The sequence below is a fragment of the Cellulosimicrobium sp. MI9406 genome, from assembly GCF_040595865.1.
GTDB classification, from domain to species: domain Bacteria; phylum Actinomycetota; class Actinomycetes; order Actinomycetales; family Cellulomonadaceae; genus Cellulosimicrobium; species Cellulosimicrobium funkei.
The window spans coordinates 678,963-699,227 of the sequence record NZ_JALIZI010000001.1 but is presented as its reverse complement, the minus strand read 5'-3'; the positions used below and the strand labels follow the sequence as shown (position 1 = coordinate 699,227).

The 20,265-nt window shown below is 75.7% G+C and carries 19 protein-coding genes and 1 pseudogene; 12 read left to right on the top strand and 8 right to left on the bottom strand.

The features are described 5' to 3' along the window. From MT994_RS03150 to MT994_RS03140, 3 genes and pseudogenes are all read left to right on the top strand, one after another. Positions 1–179: pseudogene (locus MT994_RS03150) on the top strand (glucosamine-6-phosphate deaminase); the annotation flags it as partial. A gap of 270 nt (positions 180–449) precedes the next feature. Further along, positions 450–1,121 carry a peptidase gene (locus tag MT994_RS03145; protein ID WP_354805081.1) on the top strand — a complete coding sequence of 224 codons (672 nt, stop codon included), beginning with the start codon at positions 450–452 and terminating at the stop codon, positions 1,119–1,121. A 219-nt stretch (positions 1,122–1,340) separates the two neighbouring features. Next, positions 1,341–3,557: a sialidase family protein gene (locus tag MT994_RS03140; protein ID WP_354805079.1), complete on the top strand. Its 2,217-nt coding sequence runs from the start codon at positions 1,341–1,343 to the stop codon at positions 3,555–3,557. A gap of 34 nt (positions 3,558–3,591) precedes the next feature. Here the strand turns inward: MT994_RS03140 and MT994_RS03135 are convergent, their stop codons facing one another. The 4 genes from MT994_RS03135 to MT994_RS03120 all read right to left on the bottom strand — a co-directional run bounded on the left by MT994_RS03135 (position 3,592) and on the right by MT994_RS03120 (position 7,567). Next, positions 3,592–4,260 (bottom strand): YrhK family protein, encoded by a 669-nt coding sequence (locus MT994_RS03135; protein WP_194521644.1) that lies wholly within the window; start codon positions 4,258–4,260, stop codon positions 3,592–3,594. A gap of 52 nt (positions 4,261–4,312) precedes the next feature. Further along, positions 4,313–4,624: an SHOCT domain-containing protein gene (locus tag MT994_RS03130; protein ID WP_194521643.1), complete on the bottom strand. Its 312-nt coding sequence runs from the start codon at positions 4,622–4,624 to the stop codon at positions 4,313–4,315. A gap of 23 nt (positions 4,625–4,647) precedes the next feature. Continuing rightward, positions 4,648–5,124 carry a DUF6325 family protein gene (locus MT994_RS03125; RefSeq protein ID WP_021480863.1) on the bottom strand — a complete coding sequence of 159 codons (477 nt, stop codon included), beginning with the start codon at positions 5,122–5,124 and terminating at the stop codon, positions 4,648–4,650. Between the two features lie 103 nt (positions 5,125–5,227). After that, complete coding sequence (locus MT994_RS03120) at positions 5,228–7,567, bottom strand: arylsulfatase (RefSeq protein ID WP_354805078.1); 2,340 nt, start codon at positions 7,565–7,567, stop codon at positions 5,228–5,230. A 372-nt stretch (positions 7,568–7,939) separates the two neighbouring features. Here MT994_RS03120 and MT994_RS03115 point away from each other — a divergent pair, with 372 nt between their 5' ends. Then, on the top strand, positions 7,940–8,425 hold the full coding sequence (locus MT994_RS03115) for a hypothetical protein (RefSeq protein ID WP_354805077.1): 486 nt from the start codon (positions 7,940–7,942) through the stop codon (positions 8,423–8,425). 454 nt (positions 8,426–8,879) lie between these two features. Here MT994_RS03115 and MT994_RS03110 read toward each other — a convergent pair whose 3' ends face one another. Next, positions 8,880–9,251 carry a hypothetical protein gene (locus MT994_RS03110; RefSeq protein ID WP_354805075.1) on the bottom strand — a complete coding sequence of 124 codons (372 nt, stop codon included), beginning with the start codon at positions 9,249–9,251 and terminating at the stop codon, positions 8,880–8,882. A gap of 152 nt (positions 9,252–9,403) precedes the next feature. On the opposite strand from MT994_RS03110, the gene MT994_RS03105 reads away from it, so the two are divergent. The 5 genes from MT994_RS03105 (at position 9,404) to MT994_RS03085 (ending at position 15,010) form a co-directional block, all read left to right on the top strand. After that, the gene (locus MT994_RS03105) at positions 9,404–10,360 is read left to right on the top strand and encodes an L-lactate dehydrogenase (protein WP_354805074.1); all 957 of its coding nucleotides are present in this window, start codon (positions 9,404–9,406) and stop codon (positions 10,358–10,360) included. A gap of 134 nt (positions 10,361–10,494) precedes the next feature. After that, positions 10,495–11,667: a YihY/virulence factor BrkB family protein gene (locus MT994_RS03100; protein WP_354805073.1), complete on the top strand. Its 1,173-nt coding sequence runs from the start codon at positions 10,495–10,497 to the stop codon at positions 11,665–11,667. A gap of 102 nt (positions 11,668–11,769) precedes the next feature. Beyond that, positions 11,770–12,861, top strand: coding sequence for an acyl-CoA dehydrogenase (locus MT994_RS03095; RefSeq protein WP_354805072.1), 1,092 nt, complete (start codon positions 11,770–11,772; stop codon positions 12,859–12,861). Further along, on the top strand, positions 12,858–14,267 hold the full coding sequence (locus tag MT994_RS03090; RefSeq protein WP_354805071.1) for a bifunctional PIG-L family deacetylase/class I SAM-dependent methyltransferase: 1,410 nt from the start codon (positions 12,858–12,860) through the stop codon (positions 14,265–14,267). The genes MT994_RS03095 and MT994_RS03090 overlap by 4 nt, the downstream gene beginning before the upstream one ends. Continuing rightward, positions 14,264–15,010, top strand: coding sequence for a glycosyltransferase (locus MT994_RS03085; RefSeq protein WP_354805070.1), 747 nt, complete (start codon positions 14,264–14,266; stop codon positions 15,008–15,010). Before MT994_RS03090 ends, MT994_RS03085 begins: the two co-directional genes overlap by 4 nt. 39 nt (positions 15,011–15,049) lie before the next feature. Here MT994_RS03085 and MT994_RS03080 read toward each other — a convergent pair whose 3' ends face one another. Next, positions 15,050–16,021, bottom strand: coding sequence for a LacI family DNA-binding transcriptional regulator (locus MT994_RS03080; RefSeq protein ID WP_354805069.1), 972 nt, complete (start codon positions 16,019–16,021; stop codon positions 15,050–15,052). A gap of 158 nt (positions 16,022–16,179) precedes the next feature. Then, entirely contained in the window at positions 16,180–16,698 is a 519-nt protein-coding gene (locus tag MT994_RS03075; protein WP_354805068.1) for a VanZ family protein, read from the bottom strand. A 55-nt stretch (positions 16,699–16,753) separates the two neighbouring features. Between MT994_RS03075 and MT994_RS03070 the strand changes: the two genes are divergently transcribed. From MT994_RS03070 to MT994_RS03060, 3 genes are all read left to right on the top strand, one after another. Next, complete coding sequence (locus tag MT994_RS03070; protein WP_354805066.1) at positions 16,754–17,611, top strand: MBL fold metallo-hydrolase; 858 nt, start codon at positions 16,754–16,756, stop codon at positions 17,609–17,611. Positions 17,612–17,705: 94 nt separating this feature from the next. Next, positions 17,706–17,978, top strand: a complete 273-nt coding sequence (locus MT994_RS03065; RefSeq protein WP_144681188.1) for a hypothetical protein — start codon at positions 17,706–17,708, stop codon at positions 17,976–17,978. Next, on the top strand, positions 17,975–18,463 hold the full coding sequence (locus MT994_RS03060; RefSeq protein ID WP_354805064.1) for a hypothetical protein: 489 nt from the start codon (positions 17,975–17,977) through the stop codon (positions 18,461–18,463). The genes MT994_RS03065 and MT994_RS03060 overlap by 4 nt, the downstream gene beginning before the upstream one ends. Before the next feature lie 19 nt (positions 18,464–18,482). Here MT994_RS03060 and MT994_RS03055 read toward each other — a convergent pair whose 3' ends face one another. Next, positions 18,483–20,231, bottom strand: coding sequence for a SpoIIE family protein phosphatase (locus MT994_RS03055; protein WP_354805062.1), 1,749 nt, complete (start codon positions 20,229–20,231; stop codon positions 18,483–18,485). Between the last annotated feature and the right edge of the window lie 34 nt (positions 20,232–20,265).

Below are 20,265 nucleotides of genomic sequence, written 5' to 3'. Positions count from 1 at the left end.
AGGCGGAGGCGGTGCACCAGCTGGTGGAGGGCCCGGTGAGCGCGATGTGGCCCGCGACGATCATGCAGATGCACCCGCACGCCACGGTCCTGGTCGACGACGCGGCGGCCTCGCGCCTGCAGCTGGGTGACTACTACCGCCAGACGTACGCGTCCAAGCCCGACTGGCAGGGCCTCTAGCCCGCCGCACGGGCGGCTCGACGACGCCCGGACTTCACCCGCTCGAGAACTGGACGCCTGTCCAGTTGGGTGTCTAGGTTGAGGCCCAGCCGATGCCCGCACCACAGCCCCCTGCAGGTGCGGGCATCGGCGACGACGGCGGTGCCGCCTCATCGTGTCCGACACGCCCGTGCCCCTGCTGCTCCGGTCCCGCTGGTCCGCGGGGGTACGGCGGCGCCCGTGGACGACGACCGCCGAGACCCGACCGACCACGACCCGACGGGAACCACCATGAGCACCTCGACCGGGCGCCGCGCCGCCGGGCGGGCCACCGCCGCCGCCGCCCTCGCTGCCACCGCCGCGCTCCTCGCGGGGCCGGCCCACGCGGCGGAGGGCGACACCTACGTGCCGACCGAGCCCTCGATGCGACTGACGACCCTCGCGCCCGTGTGCGAGAGCGACGCCGCGTACCTCGACTACGCGATCGAGGTGGAGGGCACCGACCACGACACCGCGACGGTCACGTGGATCAACCCCGACGGCGAGAGCGTCGTGCAGAGCGGGCTCCCGCTCTCGGGCCGCCTCCTGTGGCCCGGCGCGGTCGTCGACGACTCCGGCCGCGGGGTCGACTGGCCCGGCTGGCGCCTCGAGGACGGCCGGTGGGTCGAGGGCGACGAGTACGACTGGGTGCGCCCCTCCGTCGACGTCCGCTTCGAGGTCAACCCCCACGTCGTCGTGACGACCGTCTACCCGCCGGCGTCCCCCGACTGCGCGACGAACCCGCCCGGGCTGGGCGACCCGGCCGGCGTCGTCCCCGTCTCGAGCACGGTCAGCGCCTCCGCGGCGAACCCGGGCCTCGCGGAGACCGGCGTCAGCGCGGCGCTGTACGCCGGGATCGCCGCGGTGCTCGCCGCCGCGGGCACCGCCGTCGTGCTCGCGTCCCGCCGGACCCGCCGCGGCTGAGCCGCCGGAGAGCTCCGACCCCCACCGACGCCCGTCGGCCGCGCACCCCGCGGTCGGCGGGCGTCGTGCTGTCCGCGCGCCGCCCTTGACCCTGCCGACCCGCCGGGCTACCTTCCTGACGTCAGACATCTGACATCATCTGTTCAAGCGTTCTCGGCAGCGTCGCCGCGTTCCCCCGCGACCGTCCGCCCGCGCCGAGCACCGACCGGAAGGAACGGCATGATCGGACACCTCCGCAGACCCGCGCACCGCGCGGTGACCGTCGCCGCGGCGCTCACGCTCGCGGTGGGCGGCGTCGTCGCCCCCGTCACGACGGCGTCGGCCCACCACACGACCCTCGCCCCCGACTTCGACCTCGCGCCCGCCACCGGCGGACCGGGCTCGTACACCGAGCAGCAGCTCGCGACGAACGGACAGGGCGGCTTCCCCAACTACCGCATCCCGGCGCTCACCGTGGCGCCCAACGGCGACGTCCTCGCCTCGTACGACGGCCGCCCCACCGCGGCCGACTCCCCCGGGCCGAACTCGATCCTCCAGCGCCGCTCCACCGACGACGGCGTCACGTGGGGGCCGCAGGAGGTCGTCGCCGCCGGGAAGACCACCGCGCCGATCGAGGGCTACTCCGACCCGAGCTACGTCGTCGACCGGGAGACGGGGACGATCTTCAACTTCCACGTGAAGTCGTACGACCAGGGCTTCGGCGGGTCCCGGCCGGGCGTCGACCCGACCGCGCGCGACGTCATCCACGCCAACGTCTCCGCCTCCACGGACGACGGCCGCACGTGGACCCACCGCACCATCACCGCCGACGTCACCGCGGACCTCGGGTGGCGCTCGCGCTTCGCCGCGTCGGGCCAGGGCATCCAGCTCCGCTACGGCCCCCACGCGGGCCGGCTCGTGCAGCAGTACACGATCATCAACGGCTCCGGCCAGTTCCAGGCCGTGTCCGCCTACTCCGACGACCACGGCGCGACCTGGCAGGTCGGGCAGCCCGTCGGCACGGGCATGGACGAGAACAAGACCGTCGAGCTCTCAGACGGGCGCGTCATGCTCAACTCGCGCGACTCCGCCGGGTCGAAGTACCGCAAGGTCGCGTACTCGACCGACGGCGGCGTGACGTACGGGCCGGTCACGCTCGACACCGAGCTGCCCGACCCGACCAACAACGCGTCGATCGTGCGCGCCTACCCGAACGCGCCGCAGGGGTCGGCCGAGGCGAAGGTGCTCCTCTTCTCGAACGCCGCGTCGCAGACCGGGCGCGTCAACGGCACCGTCCGCGTCAGCTACGACGACGGCGAGACGTGGCCCGTCGCGCGCGTCTTCCAGCCGGGCGGCATGGCGTACTCGACGCTCGCCACGCTCGCGGACGGGACCGTCGGCCTGCTCTACGAGCCCGGCGGTGGCGGGGGCGGCATCCGGTTCGCCAAGCTCGACCACGACTGGCTCCTCGCGGCCCCGAGCAGCACCCCGGGCGAGGTCGAGGTCACCGCGGCGAGCGTCACGAGCGCGACCCCGGCCGGCGGCTGGAAGGTCGGCGACGTCGTCACCTACTCCTTCACGGTGACCAACCTGTCCGACGCCGTGACGACCGTCTCGCCGACGGGGAACCTCGAGCGGTTCGACCCCGCGCAGGGCGCGCCCAACTGCCGCTACCGCAACCTCGGGGCGCGCGCGGCGTACACGTGCACGTCCGCCCGGCACACGATCACGCAGGCCGACCTCGACGCGGGCTTCTTCGCCCCGCGCACCACGTGGACGTCGACGTCCGGCACGACCGTCACCACCGTGGAGCACGAGGGTCCCGGCGTGTACTTCGGCGCGCCCGGGAACATCGGCGTGCGCGGGACGCACGCGAACCCGCAGCCGTCGTACGCCGTGGGCGACCGCCTGAGCTTCACGTTCGACGTGCGCAACCTCTCGACGGCCGCGACCCAGGTGGTGCCCACGGGCAACCTCGCCGGGCTCGACCCCGCGAACGCCGCGCAGAACTGCCGGTACCGGAACCTCCCGGCCGAGGGGTCGTACACGTGCACGTTCGCGCACCACGTCGTCACGCAGGCCGACCTCGACCGCGGGTCGTTCACGCCCGCCACGACGTGGACCTCGACCTCCGGGTCGAGCGTGACGGTCGTCGAGCTCGACGGTCCGACGGTCGAGCTCGCCGCCGCCCCGGCCGTGCTCGCGGTCCAGGCGACGAGCCGCTGCCTCGCCGGCGGCGCGTACGTCGCGGTCACGGCGCGCAACACCGGCGACGAGCCCGCCGACGTCACGCTGCGCACGCCGTACGGCGAGCGCACGGTGGCGGACGTCCAGCCGGGCCGGGCGGCGTACCAGTCGTTCGCCGTCCGCGCGGCCGCGGTCGACGCCGGCAGCGCGAGCGCCGGGACGGCCACCGCGGCCGTGGACGCCGACTACGCGGCGACCGACTGCTCCTGACACCGGGAGCGTCCGGCCGGGTGACGCGGGGGCGTCACCCGGCCGGGACGGCGTCGGTGCGGGCCGGGGCACCGGCCGACCGGCGCGAGAGCAGCGCGGCGGCGAGGAAGCAGACGGCGCCGAGGAGCGTCCCGGCGTCGTCCCACCACGCGCTCAGGTACGTGCCCGTGGACGGGTCGACGTACGCCCCGACGGCGGACGCCGCGAAGGCGACGGAGCCGATCATGTTCAGCCACGTGCCGTGCCACGTGCGCGCGTCGGTGTCCCACAGATGGCCCCGGTCGCGCGTCGCGAGGACCGCGAGCGCCGACGACACGAGGAACGCGACCGAGCCGTAGGCGTCGGGCCTCCACCCCACCCACAGCTCGGTCGGGGCCTTCACGGCCGCGACGAGGGCCGCCGTCGTGCTCACGTTGAAGCACAGCGTCCCGACGAGCTGCACGGCCGCGGACCACCAGTCCCAGCGGTCGGCGGGCGGCGTGCCCGTGCGGGGCGGGCGGCGCCCGCTCAGGCCGAGCTGGACGAACGCCGCGGCCGTGAAGAAGACCGAGCCGACGACGAACGTCACCCCGGTCGCCACGGCGCCCACCGCGCCCGCGTACGGCGGGAGCGCGCCGACGAGGAAGCACAGCGACCCCGCCGCGAACCCCCACGCCTCGCGCCGCAGGCGACGCCCCGGGTCGGCGGTGCGGGTGCGGGTCATGCTCGTCCTTCCGCCGGGCCGGGCCGGCCCGCGCGACGGCGGACCGGCCGTGTCAGGCGAGGATGCGGGCCTTCTGGGCCTCGAACTCGGCCGGGGTGAGCACGCCCTGGTCACGGAGCGCGGCGAGCTGCGTGAGCTGCTCGATGCGCGCGTCCGTGGCCGCCGGGGCGGGTGCCGGCGCGGCGTACTGCGGCGGCGGGGCCGCGTACTGCGGCTGCTGCGGCGGGTCCGCGTACTGCGGCTCCTGCGCCGACTCCTGGGCGGCCCAGCGGCCCGCCTGGCGGCGCGAGACACGGTTCGAGACGGCGGTCGCCGTCCCGGCGACGACGGCGGTGCGGGCGACGCCGCGGAGCAGTCCTGGCACGGTGGTCTCCTTCCTGGCGCCGGTCAGCCGACCGGCTCGGTGGCGTCCAGCGACGCGATGAGCGCCTGGACCGGGATGCGCCCGCTCGCGACGAGCTGGGCACCGTTGCGGCGCAGCGCGGTCGCGAAGGGCGCCGCCCACACGTTCTCGTACACCAGCACGACGGCCGTCATGCCGGGCTCGACGGCGTCCACCGCCTGCGCGAGGTCGTCGTCGTCGAGCAGCCCCGACCGCGCGCCCTCGAACACCGCGAGCTCCGTCGACCCGTCGTCGAGCTCCTCGAGCCCGACGGCCGTCACGCCGCCGTCGTCCTCGCGGCGCACGACCACCAGGTCGAGCACGCGGATGATGCCGCGGTCCACGAGGTCGACGAGGTAGGGGAACGCGGCGTCGCCCGTCGCGCGGTCCGTCGGGAGCTCGACGACGAGGAAGTCGACGGGCCCGCTCTCCCGGAGGTCGTCGAGCCCGTCACCGGGCCCGTCGCTGAGTTCCTGCGTCATCGTGGCGTCCTCCCCGCGTCCGTCCCGCGCGGCGCACGGGATCGACCCCCAGGCTCGCCCCCGGGCGCCGTCCGCGTCCTCACCCGGGAAGTGTGAAGTCGCGTCACAGGTACGCGACGTGCACGCCGTCGATGCGCCCGTCGAGCGCGAACGGCATCCGGTCCGCGTACGCGCGCGACACCGCGCCCCCGTACGCGCGTCCCACGTCGAGGCAGTCGTTCGCGGAGAACAGCAGCGGCGCGCTGACGGGCACCGTGCCGGAACCGACCTCCTCGCCGTCGAGCCGCAGCACGACGTCGAGCGGCCCGGCCGGCCGCGGCTCGGCGTACGTCGTGACGATCTCGACCGTGTGGTCGCCGGCGGCGAGCGGCGTGCCCGACCGCACCACGGTCCGCTGGACGAGGAAGAGGTTGTACTCGTAGGTGAGGACGCCGTCGAGCAGGAAGCAGGTCAGCCCGCCGCCCGCGCCCCCGAGCTTGTAGAGCACGCCGTTCGCGGCGTCGGGGACGGAGAGCCGGATCTCGACCCGGTTCGGGCGGTTGCCCAGCGCCGGCGCGCAGAACTCCGGGATGCGCACGGTGTCCCCCGAGAGGTCCCACGCGGTGTACGGGGGACTGATCCGGTCCTCGGGGTGCATGACCGGCACCCACAGCCCGCCGCCCACCGGGAGCGCGTCGTTGCGTGCCGCCTCGATCGCGAAGAGCTCCTTGAGCTCGGCGAGCTTCTCGGGGTGCTCGGCGGCGAGGTCGTGCGCCTGGCTCCAGTCCTCGTCGAGGTGGTAGAGCTCCCACCGGTCCTGGTCCGGGGTCCACGTCTGGATCCCGGCCGGCATCCCCTGGACCCACGGCAGGCGTGGGCCGGTCGCCGACGCCATCCAGCCGTCGGAGTAGATCGACCGGCTGCCCATGATCTCGAAGTACTGCGTCCGACGGCGGCCCTCGGCCCCGGCGTCGTCGATCGAGTACGCGAGGCTCGTCCCGTCGATCGGGTCCTGCGGGACGCCGTTCACCGTCTCCGGGTGGGAGATGCCGAGGATCTCGTAGATCGTCGGCACCAGGTCCACGACGTGGTGGAACTGGGTGCGCGGCACGGGGTCGGGCTCGATGTGCCCGGGCCAGCTCACGAACATCGGGTTCCGCGTGCCGCCGAGGTGGGACGCGAGCAGCTTCATGCCCTGGTACGGCGACGACCCGGCCCACGCCCACGCGGCGTGGTACTGGTTGTCCGTCGCGGGGGTGCCGAGCGCGTCGAGGCCCCCGAGCTCCTCCAGGGCTGCGATGTGCTGCTCGACCGTCGAGGGGATGCCGTTCTGGGCGAGCAGCTCGCTGATCGTCCCGTTCTGCCCCTCCCCCGACGAGCCGTTGTCGCCCCAGATGTAGACGACGATCGTGTCGTCCGCGTAGCCGAGCCGCTCCACCTCGTCGAGCAGGCGCCCGGCCTGCACGTCCGCGTGCTCGCCGAACCCCGCGGCGACCTCCATGAGCCGCGCCTGGAACGCCTTCTGGTCGTCGGGGATGTCGTCCCACCCCGCGAGGCTCTCCGGGCGCGGGGTGAGCTCCGCGTCGTCGGGCACCCAGCCCGCCGCCTTCGCGCCCGCGAGGGCCCGCTCCCGGTAGGTGTCCCACCCGTCGTCGAACGCGCCGGCGTACTTGTCCGCCCACTCCTTCATGACGTGGTGCGGCCCGTGCAGCGCGCCGGTGGCCCAGTAGACGAAGAACGGCTTGTCCGGCGCGTTCGCCTTGTGGTCGCGCAGCCACCGCATGGCGTCGTCGGCGATGTCCTCGCTGAGGTGGTACCCCTCCTCCGGGGTCCTCGGCGGCAAGGTCGGGGTCGTGTTGCGCACGAGGTGCGGCTCGTACTGCGACGCCTCGCCCGCGAGGAAGCCGTAGAAGTACTCGAACCCGTACCCCGTGGGCCAGCGGTCGAACGGGCCGGCCGCCGTCGTCTCCTCCGCCGGGGTGTTGTGCCACTTGCCCCACGCGCCGGTCGCGTACCCGTACTGGCGCAGCACCTCCGCGATCGTCGCGCTGCTCTTCGGGATGTGCCCCGAGTAGCCGTCCCAGTCGTTCGCGAGCTCCGCGATCTGGCCGTTGCCCACGCGGTGGTGGTTGCGCCCGGTGAGCAGGGACGCGCGCGTCGGGGAGCACATCGCGGTCGTGTGGAAGCGGTTGTACCCGATGCCGTTCGCGCGCACCCGGTCGAGAGTCGGGGTGCGGACGGCGCCCCCGAGCGTCGTCGGGAGCGCGGGCCCCGCGTCGTCGATGAGGATCACGACGACGTTCGGCGTGCCCGGGGGCAGGTGGCGTTCCGGCGGGCGCGGGGAGTACGTCGACTCCTGGATCGTCCGGCCCGCGACGCTGCCGGAGCGGCGGGGCGGGAACGGCAACGACCGCTCCGTGGGCAGGGGCGGTCCGACGACCGTCCGGCGGGGCTCGGTGCTCATCCACTCTCTCCCGTCTGTCCTGGGCCGTGCGGACCGACGCCGTGGCCCGCCTCGGGTGCGGACCTGCCGAGGTGCGGTGGGCGGGTGCGACGTCGTCGCCGACCGGCGCGCAGCAGGACGGCGCGGCGGAGGGCATCGGCTCGACCGTACGGACGACGAGCGAGGCGCGGCATCACCCGCGGCGGGCGAACCGGGTGGGGTCCACGCCACCACACCCGGCTCCGCGAGGAGACGCGGACCTGCGGGGACGGGTGCGCACCGCCTGACCGGGCGGCGGATCGGCCATGATGGTCCTCGGTGTCGCGCGCGGCCAGGGTCGTCCTCCGCGACGTGCACGGTACCGGGACCGGTCCCGCGACGAGGGGGGCACTCATGGAGGAGCAGGACGTCGACCGGGCGCACCGGCCGACGAGACCTCGGCGCGTGCGCCTGCCCGTCTGGGCGGGGACGAGCCTCGTGGTCGTCGGGGCGCTGGTCGTCGTGGCGCTCCTCGTCTCGCGGCTCTCCGGCGGCGCCGAGGTCTGCCCCGCGATCGCGTACGCCGATCTCCTCGAGGTGGTGCTGACCGGCGACACCGAGGAGGTGCACCATCTTCAGGTGCGCGACGGCGGAGACGCCGGGTGGCAACCACCGCTGCCGACAGGTCCCGACGCGCAGGAGCCGGCCATCGCGACCTCACGGGAGGGTGACACCTGGTCCTTCACGGTCTTCTCGCGGACCAACCCGGTCGGGCTGCGCGCCCTCGACGAGACCGGAGCAGTCCTCGCCGAGACCGAGAAGTCCGTCGACTGGGTCCGCGTCGGAGGGTTGGAAGCGTGCGGCGGCCCGATGGAAGCCCGGGTGGGCTGGACGCTCTGATCACCTCCGAGCACGGACCGGCCGTCGACGGCCCACCCGTGGGGCCCGAGCGTCGTCCGCGTGCCCTGCCGCCGGCCGATCAGCCAGCCAGGCGACGCAGAGCAGGACGGTCGCGATCGCGAACAGCTCGACGGCCGGGCGCGCAGCGCGAAAGCCCCACGTCCAGGCTCGTCCGTCGTCCATGCCTGAGGAGTCTGGCAGAGGCCGGGTGTCGTCTCGGACGGATCGGCGCGCGGGTGTCGGCCTACGGCGTGGTGGGGGTGTCGAGCGCCTTCTCGGGCAGGACCTCACCGGTGCGCGCGCCGCTCCCCCGAGCGACAGGGGTACGGCACGACGACGCCTCTGCTGCTATCCCCTGGGCCGGTCGAGGCTCGTCGCCCCCGGACTCTGCGGCGCTCGTTGGCGTCATCCCAGAGCCACGACCGCCCTTCCCGGCCTTCGCGCGCGAGCCGTCTCAGCTACAGCTGTTCTTGACGTGCTCGGTGACCGCGCTGAACGAGGCCTGGTAGTCGTCGTCGAGCAGGAGCTCGGTCCCGTCGTCGCCGTCGGCCAGGGCGTCCGCCACGTCCGAGGCCGTCGTCGTCACGCGGTCCCAGTCCGCGCTGAGCGCGTCGGGCGCGGTGACCTCGCGCATCGCCTCGGCGTCCTCCGCGAACGCGTCCGCGGCCTCCTCGCGCGTGAGCGACTCCGTGCTGGCCCTGACGGTCTCCTCGTAGGACCGGGCGGCGTCGCAGAAGCTCGGCTCGTCCGCCGAGCAGGCCCCTGCCGACACCAGCACCACACCTGCCGCGGCGACCGCCGCGACCCGGGACCGCAGAGCTCTCATGACCGTCCTCGCCTCGCACCCCGCCCGGCCTGGGCGGCCCGGCCTCCCCGGGCGGCCCGAGGAGCACTGCCGATGATGCCCCAGGCCCTCCGTCACCGCTCTCGGACGGCGAGCACGAGCCGCAGCGGCGCCGTCTGCGTAGCGTGGTGCCCATGACACGCGTCGAGAGCTCGAAGGTCACGGTGGTGGGCGCCGGGAGCGTGGGAACCAGCCTGGCGTACGCCGCGCTGATCCGCGGCTCCGCACGGACGGTGGCGCTCTACGACATCAACCGCGCGAAGGTCGAGGCCGAGGTGCTCGACCTCGCGCACGGCACGCAGTTCACGGGGGCGAGCCAGGTCGTCGGTGGTGCGGACCCGTCGGTCGCGGAGGGGTCGCACGTCGTCGTCATCACCGCCGGTGCGAAGCAGGACCCGGGCCAGAGCCGCCTGGACCTCGCGGGCACGAACGTCCGCATCCTCAAGACGCTGCTGCCGCAGCTCCTCGAGCACGCGCCGGACGCCGTCTACTGCATCGTCACCAACCCGTGCGACGTGCTCACCGTCGCGGCGCAGCAGATCAGCGGCCTGCCGACGTCGCGCGTGTTTTCGTCCGGCACGGTGCTCGACACCTCTCGGCTGCGCCGCCTCATCGCCGACAAGGCTCGGGTCGCGGCGACGAGCGTGCACGCGGACATCGTGGGCGAGCACGGCGACACCGGGTTCGCGCTGTGGTCGCAGGCGCGCATCGGGCCCGTGCCGATCCTCGACTGGGTCTCGCCCGACGGCCACCACTTCACGCACGGCGAGCTCGACGAGATCACCGACCAGGTGCGCCAGGCCGCGTACCGGGTGATCGAGGGCAAGGGCGCGACGAACTACGCGATCGGGCTCGCGGGGGCCCGGATCGTCGAGGCGGTCGTCAGCGACCAGCACGCCGTGCTGCCCGTCGGCACGGTGCACGACGGCTACCGCGGCATCGGCGGCGTCGCGTTCTCCGTACCGAGCGTCGTCGCGTCCAGCGGCGTCCAGCAGGTCCTCGACCTCACGATGTCCGCGGCCGAGGAGCGTCAGCTCCGCGCGTCCGCCGACGCCCTGCACGCCGCGCAGCAGGACCTCGGGCTGGAGTAGCCGCCGGCGCGGGGGCGCTCCGCTTGCGGGTGGAGCCCGGCGCACGGAGCGTGGTGCTCGTCCGGGACGCGCCGTGAGGCCGTCCACCGACGCGAGCGTCGTGCGCCGAGGCGACGCCCACCGAGGAGGCCGCCATGACCGACAGCAGCGGACGCCACGCGTCCGGCACCGCACGGGACGAGGAGTCGCGGCCTGCCCCCGACGCCGACCACAAGCCCGACTCCCCCACGGACCTGCGCAAGCCGTCGTGGGGCTTCGCCGTCAAGGGCGCGGTGCGCGAGTTCATGGACGACCAGTGCACCGACCTGGCCGCCGCGCTGACGTACTACGCGGTGCTGGCGTCGGCGCCCGCGCTGCTGGCGCTCGTGTCGATCCTCGGGCTCGTCGGCGACGGCGAGAAGGCCGTCGAGTCGGTGCTCCAGAGCGTCGAGGGCGTCGTGCCGCAGACCACGCTCGACATGATCAAGCCGCTCGTCGAGAACGCCGCCAACACGGACAAGGCCGGGTTCGCGCTCGTCATCGGTGTCGTGCTGGCCCTGTGGTCGGCGTCCGGCTACGTGGGCGCGTTCTCCCGGTCGATGAACCGCATCTACGAGATCGAGGAGGGGCGCCCGATCTGGAAGCTGCGCCCCGTGATGCTCGGCGTCACCGTCATCACCGTGCTGCTCGCGGGCCTGGTCGTCGGGAGCCTCGTCCTGTCCGGGCCGATCGCGCGCCAGGTGGGCGAGCTCGTCGGCCTCGGGGACACCGCGATCGCCGTCTGGCAGGTCGCGAAGTGGCCGGTCGCGCTCCTGCTCGTCGTCATCCTCGTCGCGCTGCTCTACCACCTCACGCCGAACATCAAGCAGCCCAAGTTCCGCTGGGTCAGCCCGGGCGCGATCCTGGCGATCCTCGTGTGGGTCGTCGCCTCGGCGGCGTTCGGCCTCTACCTCGGCAGCGGGCTGAGCAACTACGGCGCGACCTACGGCACCCTCGCGGGCGTCATCATCTTCCTCCTGTGGCTCTGGCTGACGAACCTCGCGCTCCTGCTCGGCGCCGAGCTCGACGCCGAGGTCGAGCGCAGCCGCGAGCTGCAGAGCGGCATGCCCGCGGAGGAGCGCATCCAGCTCCCGCCGCGCGACACGCGCGCGAGCGACAAGAAGGCCGCCAAGCGCGAGGAAGCCGTCGAGCAGGCGCGCGCCCTCCGCGAGTCGAACGGCCGGTCGACGGACACCGACAGCGACACCGACACCGACTCCCCCGGGACCGGGCGCGCGAGCACGGACGACGAGGGCACCGGCCCGGGCACGACGCCGCGCCGCGACTGACCGCGCCGGCGCCGCCGGGCTCGACGCGCCCGGCGGCGCCCCCGCGGTTACGGTCGTGGCGGGTCGAGACGAGGCCCGAACTCGATCCCCCGGAGCCGCGACATGCCCGACCTCGCTCGACCCACCGCCCCCGGCCTCGTCCCGCTGTACCTGGGCCCGCCGTCGACCCCGCTCGCCGACCGGCCCGCGCTCGTCGGGACGGACGAGCTCGCCGCGATCGACGCTGCCGGGACCGACATCGCGGCCCTCCTCGACCACGCGCGGAAGGTCGGCGCCCGGGCACCTTTTCCCGGCGACGGGCGGACCGCCGAGCTCTGGGGCGCGCTCGCCTCGCTCGCCGCGACGGACGTGGGCGCCGCGCGCGTCGTCGAGCCGCACCTCGACGCCCTCGCGATCCTCGGGCAGGTCCCGGTCCCCGTGGCGCTCGACGCCGTCGGGGCGGGTCCGGACAGCACCTGGGGCGTGTACGCGGCGGAGGGTCCCGGGGTCCGGCTGGAGGCGCACGAGCGCGACGGCGCGTGGGTGCTGTCGGGCACGAAGCCGTGGTGCTCCCTCGCCGCCGACCTCTCGCACGCGCTCGTCACCGCGTGGGCCGACGCCGGTCGGCGGCTGTTCGCGGTCGGGCTGCGGTCGCCGGGCGTCGTCCCCGCCGACGGCCCGTGGGTCGCGCGCGGGCTCGCCCAGGTCGTGAGCGCCGCGGTCCGGTTCGACGACGTCCCGGCCGTGCCGGTCGGGGCGCCCGGCTGGTACCTGGAGCGGCCGGGGTTCGCGTGGGGCGGCATCGGCGTCGCGGCGTGCTGGTGGGGCGGCGCCGTCGGGCTGGCGCGGACGCAGCGCGACGCGCTCGCCGCGCGCGAGCCGGACCAGCTCGCGCTCGCGCACCTCGGTGCGACGGACCGCGCGCTCGCCGCCGGGCGGGCGGTCCTCGCGGAGGCCGCGAGCGCCGTAGACGCGGGCATCGAGGGCCCTGACGCCTCCCTGCTGGCGCGGCGCGTCCGCGGGGTCGTCGCGGAGGTCGTCGAGGAGGTGCAGCGCCGCTGCGCCCACGCGCTCGGCCCGGGCCCCCTGACCACGGACGAGCGCTTCGCGCGCCGCGTCGCGGACCTCGGCCTGTACGTGCGCCAGCACCACGCGGAGCGCGACGACGCGTCGCTCGGCCGCGCCCTCCTCGCGCACGGGACGACGGCGTGGTGACGTTCGACCACCGCGAGCCCGGCACGTCGGAGGACGCGTGGGTGCGCGCCGGGATCCTGGACGTCCCGCGCCTCGACGTGGGCGAGGTCGTGCACCTCGTGGTGCTCGCCGCGCACCCCGACGACGAGTCGTTCGGCGCGGCGGGGCTCGTGCACGAGCTGGCCGGTCGCGGCTCCGCGGTCACCGTGGTGGTCGCGTCGGACGGCGAGGCGTCGCACGCGGGCTCGGCGACGATCTCGCCCGAGCGGCTCCGCGCCGTCCGCCGCGCGGAGGTGGCCGAGGCGGTGGGCGTCCTGGCCCCCGCGGCCCGGCTCGTGCTGCCCGGCCTGCCCGACGGCGGTCTGCGCGAGCACCGCGAGGACCTCGCCCGGGTGCTCGGCGACGTGCTGGACGCCGTGCTCGCCGGGCCGGCCGGCGAGGGCGTGCCGCCGTCGTCGGTGGTGCTGTGCGCGCCGTGGCGCGGCGACGGGCACCGCGACCACCGGATCGCGGGCGAGGTGGCGGCGGAGGTCGCCGACCGCCTCGGCGTGCGGCTCCTGGAGTACCCGGTGTGGCTGTGGCACTGGGCGGACCCGGGCGACGACGCGGTGCCGTGGCCGACCCTGCGCGCCCTCCCCCTCGGCGCCGCGGCCCGGGACGCCAAGCGGCGCGCCCTCGCCGCCCACGTGACGCAGGTCGAGCCGCTGTCCGCGGCGCCCGGCGACGAGGCGACGCTCGGCCCGGAGATGCTCCGGCACGCGGACCGCGGCGTCGAGGTGCTCGTCGACGCGTCGGGCCGCCGGGTCGCGAAGGAGCCCGCGGACCCGGGCGCGAGCCTCGGCGCGGGGTTCTTCGAGCGCTTCTACGCGGGCCGGCGCGACCCCTGGGGGTTCGAGACGCGCTGGTACGAGCAGCGCAAGCGGGCCGTCCTCCTCGCGAGCCTCCCGCGGCCGCGGTTCCGCGCCGCGCTCGAGGTCGGGTGCTCGACGGGCGTGCTCACGGCCGAGCTCGCCGCGCGCTGCGACCGCGTGGTCGGTGTGGACGTCGCCGAGGCTCCGCTGGCGGAGGCGCGGCGCCGCCTCGGGCCGGAGGTCGAGCTGCTGCGTCTCGACACCCCGGGCGAGTGGCCCGACGGCACCTTCGACCTCGTCGTGCTCTCGGAGGTCCTCTACTACTACGGTCGCGACGACCTCGACCGCGCCCTGGACCGCGCGACGGCGTCGCTCGCCGCCGACGGCGTGCTCGTCGCGTGCCACTGGCGCCACGACGTCGTCGAGTACCCGCTGGGCGGCGACGAGGTGCACGCGCGTCTCGCCGCCCGCCCGGAGCTCGACCGGCTCGCGCACCACGTGGAGGAGGACTTCGTCCTCGACGCGCTCGTCCGCCGTCCGGCGGTCTCGGTCGCGCGCGCGACGGGGCTGCTGTGAGCGCCCCGGGGAGCGGGTCGGCGGGCGCCGTCGAGCGCGTCGTCGTGGTCGTCCCCGCCCGCGACGAGGAAGAGCTGCTGCCCCGCTGCCTGGCGGCGCTCGGGCGGACGACGGCCGTCGTCGCGCGGGACCGGCCGGGCGTGCGGGTCGCGGTCGTCGTCGTGCTCGACGGCTGCACGGACGGGAGCGCGCGCGTCGCCCGGGCCGCGGGCGTGCGCGTGGTGGAGGTCGCGTACGGCAACGTCGGGCGCGCTCGTCGGGCGGGGGTGCGCGCCGGCGTCGCCGACCTGCAGGTACGCCGGGACGGCGCCGCGGCACGCACGTGGCTCGCGTGCACCGACGCGGACTCCGCGGTGCCCGACCACTGGCTGACGCGTCAGCTCGACCTCGCGGACGCCGGCGCGGACGTCGTGGTCGGCACCGTCCGCCCCGAGCTGGCCGCCCTCTCGCCGGACCGGGCGCGCGCGTGGCTCGCCACGCACCGGCCGGGCACGGCCAACGGGCACGTGCACGGCGCGAACCTGGGGATCCGCCTCACGGCGCACGACGCCGCGGGCGGGTTCGCGCCCGTCGCGGAGCACGAGGACGTGGGGCTCGTGGAGCGCGCCCGGGCCGCGAGGGCGCGCGTCGTCGCCGACGCGGCCGGGGAGGTGCTGACGTCGGCGCGCCTCGTCGGGCGCACGCCCGGCGGGTACGCCCGGCACCTGCGCGAGGACCTGCTCGCGCACGACCTTCCCGCCTGAGGCGCCACCCTTCCGGCCAGCGCAGTCCCGACGGCCGGGTCAGGCGCTCGTGCGCCGCACGACGACGGACGGGAACGTCCGCTCGTCGTCGTGCCGCCGCCCGAGCAGGGCCGCGGTCGCGGCGGCCGCGATGCGCTCCACCGGGTGCGTGGCGGTCGTCAGGCCGGGCCCGGCCTGCTCCGCGAACGGCTGGTCGTCGAACCCGGTGACCGCGACGTCGTCGGGCACGCGGACGCCGTCCTCCGCGAGCGCGCGCATCGCGCCCACGGCGAGGGTGTCGCTCATCGCGACGAGCGCGTCGACGCCCGGCCAGCGCCGTCGTGCCTCGCGCGCGGCCTCGGCGCCCGCGAGCCACGAGAGGTCGGCCGCGACGACGCGCGCCGGGACCCCCGCCTCCCGGACCACGCCCTCGTACGCCTCGACGGCACGCCGCGAGCCGGGCAGCCAGCCCGGCCCGGTGAGCATGACGACGTCGCGCCGCCCGTCCGCGAGCACGTGCTCGACGAGCGCGGCGATCCCGGCGGCGGCGTCGACGTCGTACGAGGGGACGCGGCCGTCCGCGGGGCCGATCGCCGCGACGCGCGCGACGAGCTCGCGCGGCACGCTCGCGAGCACGTCGGCCGTGTAGTCGACGAGCAGCACGCCGCCCACGCCGGGGTCGCGCGCGAGGCGTCGCAGCTCCTCACCGGGGTCGCGGCCGAGCCAGCGCAGCGCCACCCCGACGCCCTGGGTGTCCGCGGTGCGGCTCGCCGCCGCGACGACGCGCGCGACGTAGGGGTCGGCGAGCAGGTCCGCCGACGGCGACCCGACCGCCACCACGACGCGCTCGCCCCGCCCGCTCGCGAGCGCCCGCGCGCCCGGGTGCGGCACGTAGCCCAGCTCGTCGACCGCCGCGAGGACGGCGCGGCGCGCCTCGTCCGACACGCGGCCCGCCCCGCGCACGACGCGCGACGCCGTCGACCGCGAGACGCGCGCGGCGGCCGCGACGTCGTCGAGCGTGGTGGTCGGCATGTCGTTCTCCTGGGCGGGGTCGTGTCGGCGGTGACGGGCGACGCGCCCGGACCACCACGCTAACCCGGGGAGCACGCTCCGTGGAAGCGTTCCCACACCGTGTCCGCAGTCGGGTTGCGCGGCCCGCGGAGCCGACGACCGGACGCCCGGCCGCGCCGTCAGGAGGCGCGGCTCGCGGCCACGCGGTCGTCGTCCGTCGTGCGCGCCCGCCAGGCGGCGAGGCGCAGCGCGACGACGGCGACCCCCGCGCCGACGAGCGCGCCGATCGAGTTGGAGAGCCAGTCGTTCGTGTCGCACGACCGTCCCAGCGCCGGGACGAGCGCCTGGAACGCCTCGACGAGCGCCGACGCGACGACCCCGCCCAGCAGCGCGACGAGCGGGCGGCGGAGCAGCAGCGCCGCGAGCATGACCGGCGGCACGAACAGCACGACGTTCGCGAACAGCTCGACCCGGGCCGGCGTCGGCAGGGCCCACCCCACCGTGCAGACGGCGTACAGCTCGCGGTCGACCGGGACGAGCGTCAGCAGGAGCAGCGGCACGAGGGACAGGGTGAGCAGCGCGCCGGTGAGGCGGCGGCGACCGACGAGCCACGAACCCAGGAACGGGCCGACGACGACGAGGGCCGCGAGCGCGAGCGGCGACATCCAGGGGTGCGCGACGAGGAGCGTGGAGATCATGGAGGCGACAGTCTGTCAGGAGACGCGTGTCGGCGGGGCACGGTAGACCTGTGCCATGACGACGACGCCCGCGCCCTCGCCCGCCCCGACCCCGGACGCGGGCTGGTGGATCTGCCGCACGTGCGCCGTCGAGCACGCCGAGCGCCCCGCGGTGTGCGCGATCTGCGCCGACGAGCGCCAGTGGGTGCCCGCCACGGGCCAGGCGTGGACCACGCTCGCCGAGCTCGCCGCGGCGGGCGAGCGCCTCGTGCTGGAGGAGCTCGAGCCCGACCTGTTCGGCCTGACGAGCGAGCCGACCGTCGGCATCGGGCAGCAGGCCAAGATCGTGCGCACCCCGGCAGGCACCCTGCTGTGGGACCCGCCGGGCTACGTGGACGACGCCGCCGTCGAGCAGGTGCGCGCGCTCGGCCCGGTCGTCGCGATCGCCGCGAGCCACCCCCACATGTTCGGCGTCCAGGTCGAGTGGAGCCGTGCGCTCGGCGACGTCCCCGTGCTCGTCGCCGAGGCGGACGCGCACTGGGTCGCGCGGCCCGACCCGGTCATCGAGACCTGGACCGGCGAGCGCGAGGTGCTGCCCGGCGTCGTGCTGTCGCAGCCGGGCGGCCACTTCCCCGGGAGCGCCGTCGTGCACTGGGCCGCGGGCGCCGACGGGCGGGGCGTGCTGCTCTCGGGCGACACGATCTTCGCCAACCCCGACCGCACGTCCGTGAGCTTCATGCGGTCCTACCCGAACCGCATCCCGCTCTCGGCGGCCGTCGTGCTGCGCGTCGCCGAGCGCGTGGCGCGGCGCCCGTTCGAGCGGCTCTACAACAACTTCGAGGGCGTGATCCCCGCCGACGCGCGGGCGGTCGTGCTCCGCTCCGCGCAGCGGCACGCCGCCTGGGTCCGCGGCGACTTCGACCACCTCACCTGACCGCACCGCCAGCCAGGGCTGCGACCGCGCGCAGCCCGGCCGAGGATGGGAGCCGGAGGTGACGACGATGCCGAGACGTGTCTCAGGGGCCGCGGTGGCTGCGACGGGGACGTGGGTCGACCCGGACGGCGTCCGCATGCCCGCCGGCGAGGTCCACGCGTGGGAGCGCGGCACCAACGCGACGGTGTGCCGCCTGCAGCTCAGCCGCCAGGGTCTCGTGCGGTTCCCCCACGTGACGTGGGCCGACGTCCAGCCCGCGACCGGGCGGGACGCCGACGCCGTCACGTCCGTCTGCCGCCGCTGCGCCGCCGGGACGGGCGCCCGGCGCGACGAGAAGCCGTGGCGCCGGGTCGACCCGCGACCGTGACGGCGTCCTCCCCGGGTCGTGGACAGGTCGCCCGCAGGGTGCTCTGCGGGCTGGCCGTCGTCGTGGCCGTGGCGTCCGGCTGCGCTCTCGGGACCGGCGAGCCGACGGCGTACTGCCAGCCCGACGACCCGCTGGTGACGCCGCAGCGCGTCGCTCCGGGCGACGACCTGCACGTCGAGGTGGCGGGAAGCAGCGGCAGCACGGGGTGCGAGCGCGAGCTGCCCGCCCGCGCGCGCTACGAGGTGCTGATCACGGTCGCGGGACCCGCGGACGATCCCGCCACCGGCCGGTACAGCGTCTCCCTCGGGGTGCTCGAGCCCGACGACGAGGGCGACGCGGTGGGCACGTTCCCGGTCCCTGACGACGCGCCGACCGGCGAGACCGAGGTCTCGGTGAGTCTCCGGCACGCCCCCACCGTGTGCGAGGTCGACCCGACGATGGGGTGCGCTGCGCCGCCGTCCGCGCTCGTGGACGTCGTGCCCTGACGCCCGCGCTCGCCGGGACTCACGCCGAGACGGCCACCGGGGTGCCAGGGACGTCGCGCCGCACGACCGCCGCCTGCGGACCGGTGCGGAGCGCGACGAGCGCGACGTCGTCCTCCCCGTCGCCGGGGAGGACCTGGGAGAGCGCCGTCCGCACCACGTCGTCCAGGCTCGCGCCCGCCAGGCCCCGCAGCGCGTCGGCGAGCGCGGCGACGTCGTCGCGGATGCTGTGCCCGCGGCGCTCCACGAGGCCGTCCGTGTACAGGACGAGGGTGTCGTCGGTGCCGAGCTCGACCGTGTGGTCGTGCCGGCCCGCACCCGGGCGCAGCCCGAGCGGGAGGTCGTTGCGCACGGTGAGCACCTCGACCGTGCCGTCCGCGCGGACGACGACCGGGGGCAGGTGGCCCGCGCTGGACCAGCGGACGGTCCGTACGCCGCGCGAGCGCTCGTCGTCGCTCTGCTCGATGCGGGCGACGACCGCGGTCGCGACAGCGTTGATCCCCAGGGCGAGGCCGTCGATCGCGGCGTCCACGCGCTCGAGCAGGCGGGCCGGCGTCGCGCCGCTGTCGTAGCCGATGGCGCGCACCAGGCCGCGGAGCTGGCCCATCGTCGCCGCGGCGCCGAGGTCGTGCCCGACGACGTCCCCGATGACGAGGGTCGTCACGCCGTCGGACGCCACGAACGCGTCGTACCAGTCGCCGCCGATGTCGCGGTCGTGGGTCGCGGGCTGGTAGTGCACCGCGACCTCGAGGTCCTCGGGCTGCGGCGGCTCGGTGAGCACGGCCTGCTGGAGCACGAGCGCGAGCTCGCGGGCGCGCGCCGTCTCCTCCTCCGACCGCTCGGCCCGACGGCGCAGCTCGTCCAGGGTCGTCCGCATCCGCGCGGCGTCGCGCAGCGCCGCACCGATGGTCGTGGCGAGACCCGTCAGGTAGCGCGCGTAGTCGTCGTCCCACGGACGCCCGGGCGCAGCCTGGAGGACCAGCACGCCCGCGGCGCCCCGCGGGCTCGCGTCCCGCAGGGGCTTCACGACGCGGCCCGCCGCGACCTCGCGCTGCCCGGTGGTGAGCGTGCGCCCGACGGCCTCGGCCTCCGTACCGTCGGCCGCGGCGCCCGCCTCGAGGAGCACGCGCGGGCGCGGGCCGTCGATGGCGTAGAACGCGACGCGCGCGACGTCGGCGCTGCGGGCGAGCACCTCGACGACCGGGCGGGCGAACGCGGCCAGGCTGCCGGCCGTCGTCGGCAGGACGGCGTGCAGCTCCCCGAGCGTGAGCAGACGGCGCTGGTTCACGACCTCGCGCGTCGTCTCCGTCACGATGTCGAGGACGCCGGCGATCCGTCCGTCGTCGTCGACGAGGGGGCTGTAGGAGAAGGTGAAGTAGGTCTCCTCGTCGAAGCCGGAGCGGTTCATGACGAGGGGCATGTCCTCGCTCCAGGTGGACCGGCCCTCGGTGAGCACCACGTCGAACAGTGGCTCGATGTCGTCCCAGATCTCCGGCCACACCGCACGGACCGGCGCGCCGAGCGCGCTCGGGTGCTTGTCGGTGCCGAGGAGGTCCCGGTACCCGTCGTTGTAGAGGAGCGTCAGCTCCGGACCCCACACGATCATCGCGGGGAAGCGGGTGGAGAAGCACAGCCGCACCGCGTGGCGGAGGGCGACCGGCCAGGTCGCGGGCTCTCCCAGCGGGGTGTCCGCCCACACGACCTCGCGAGCGAGGCGACCGACGTCGCTGCCCGACGTCGCCTCGTCAAACCAGCTCGCGTCCGCGTTCACCTCCGCATCGTAGAGGGCTCCGGGCCTCGGGACG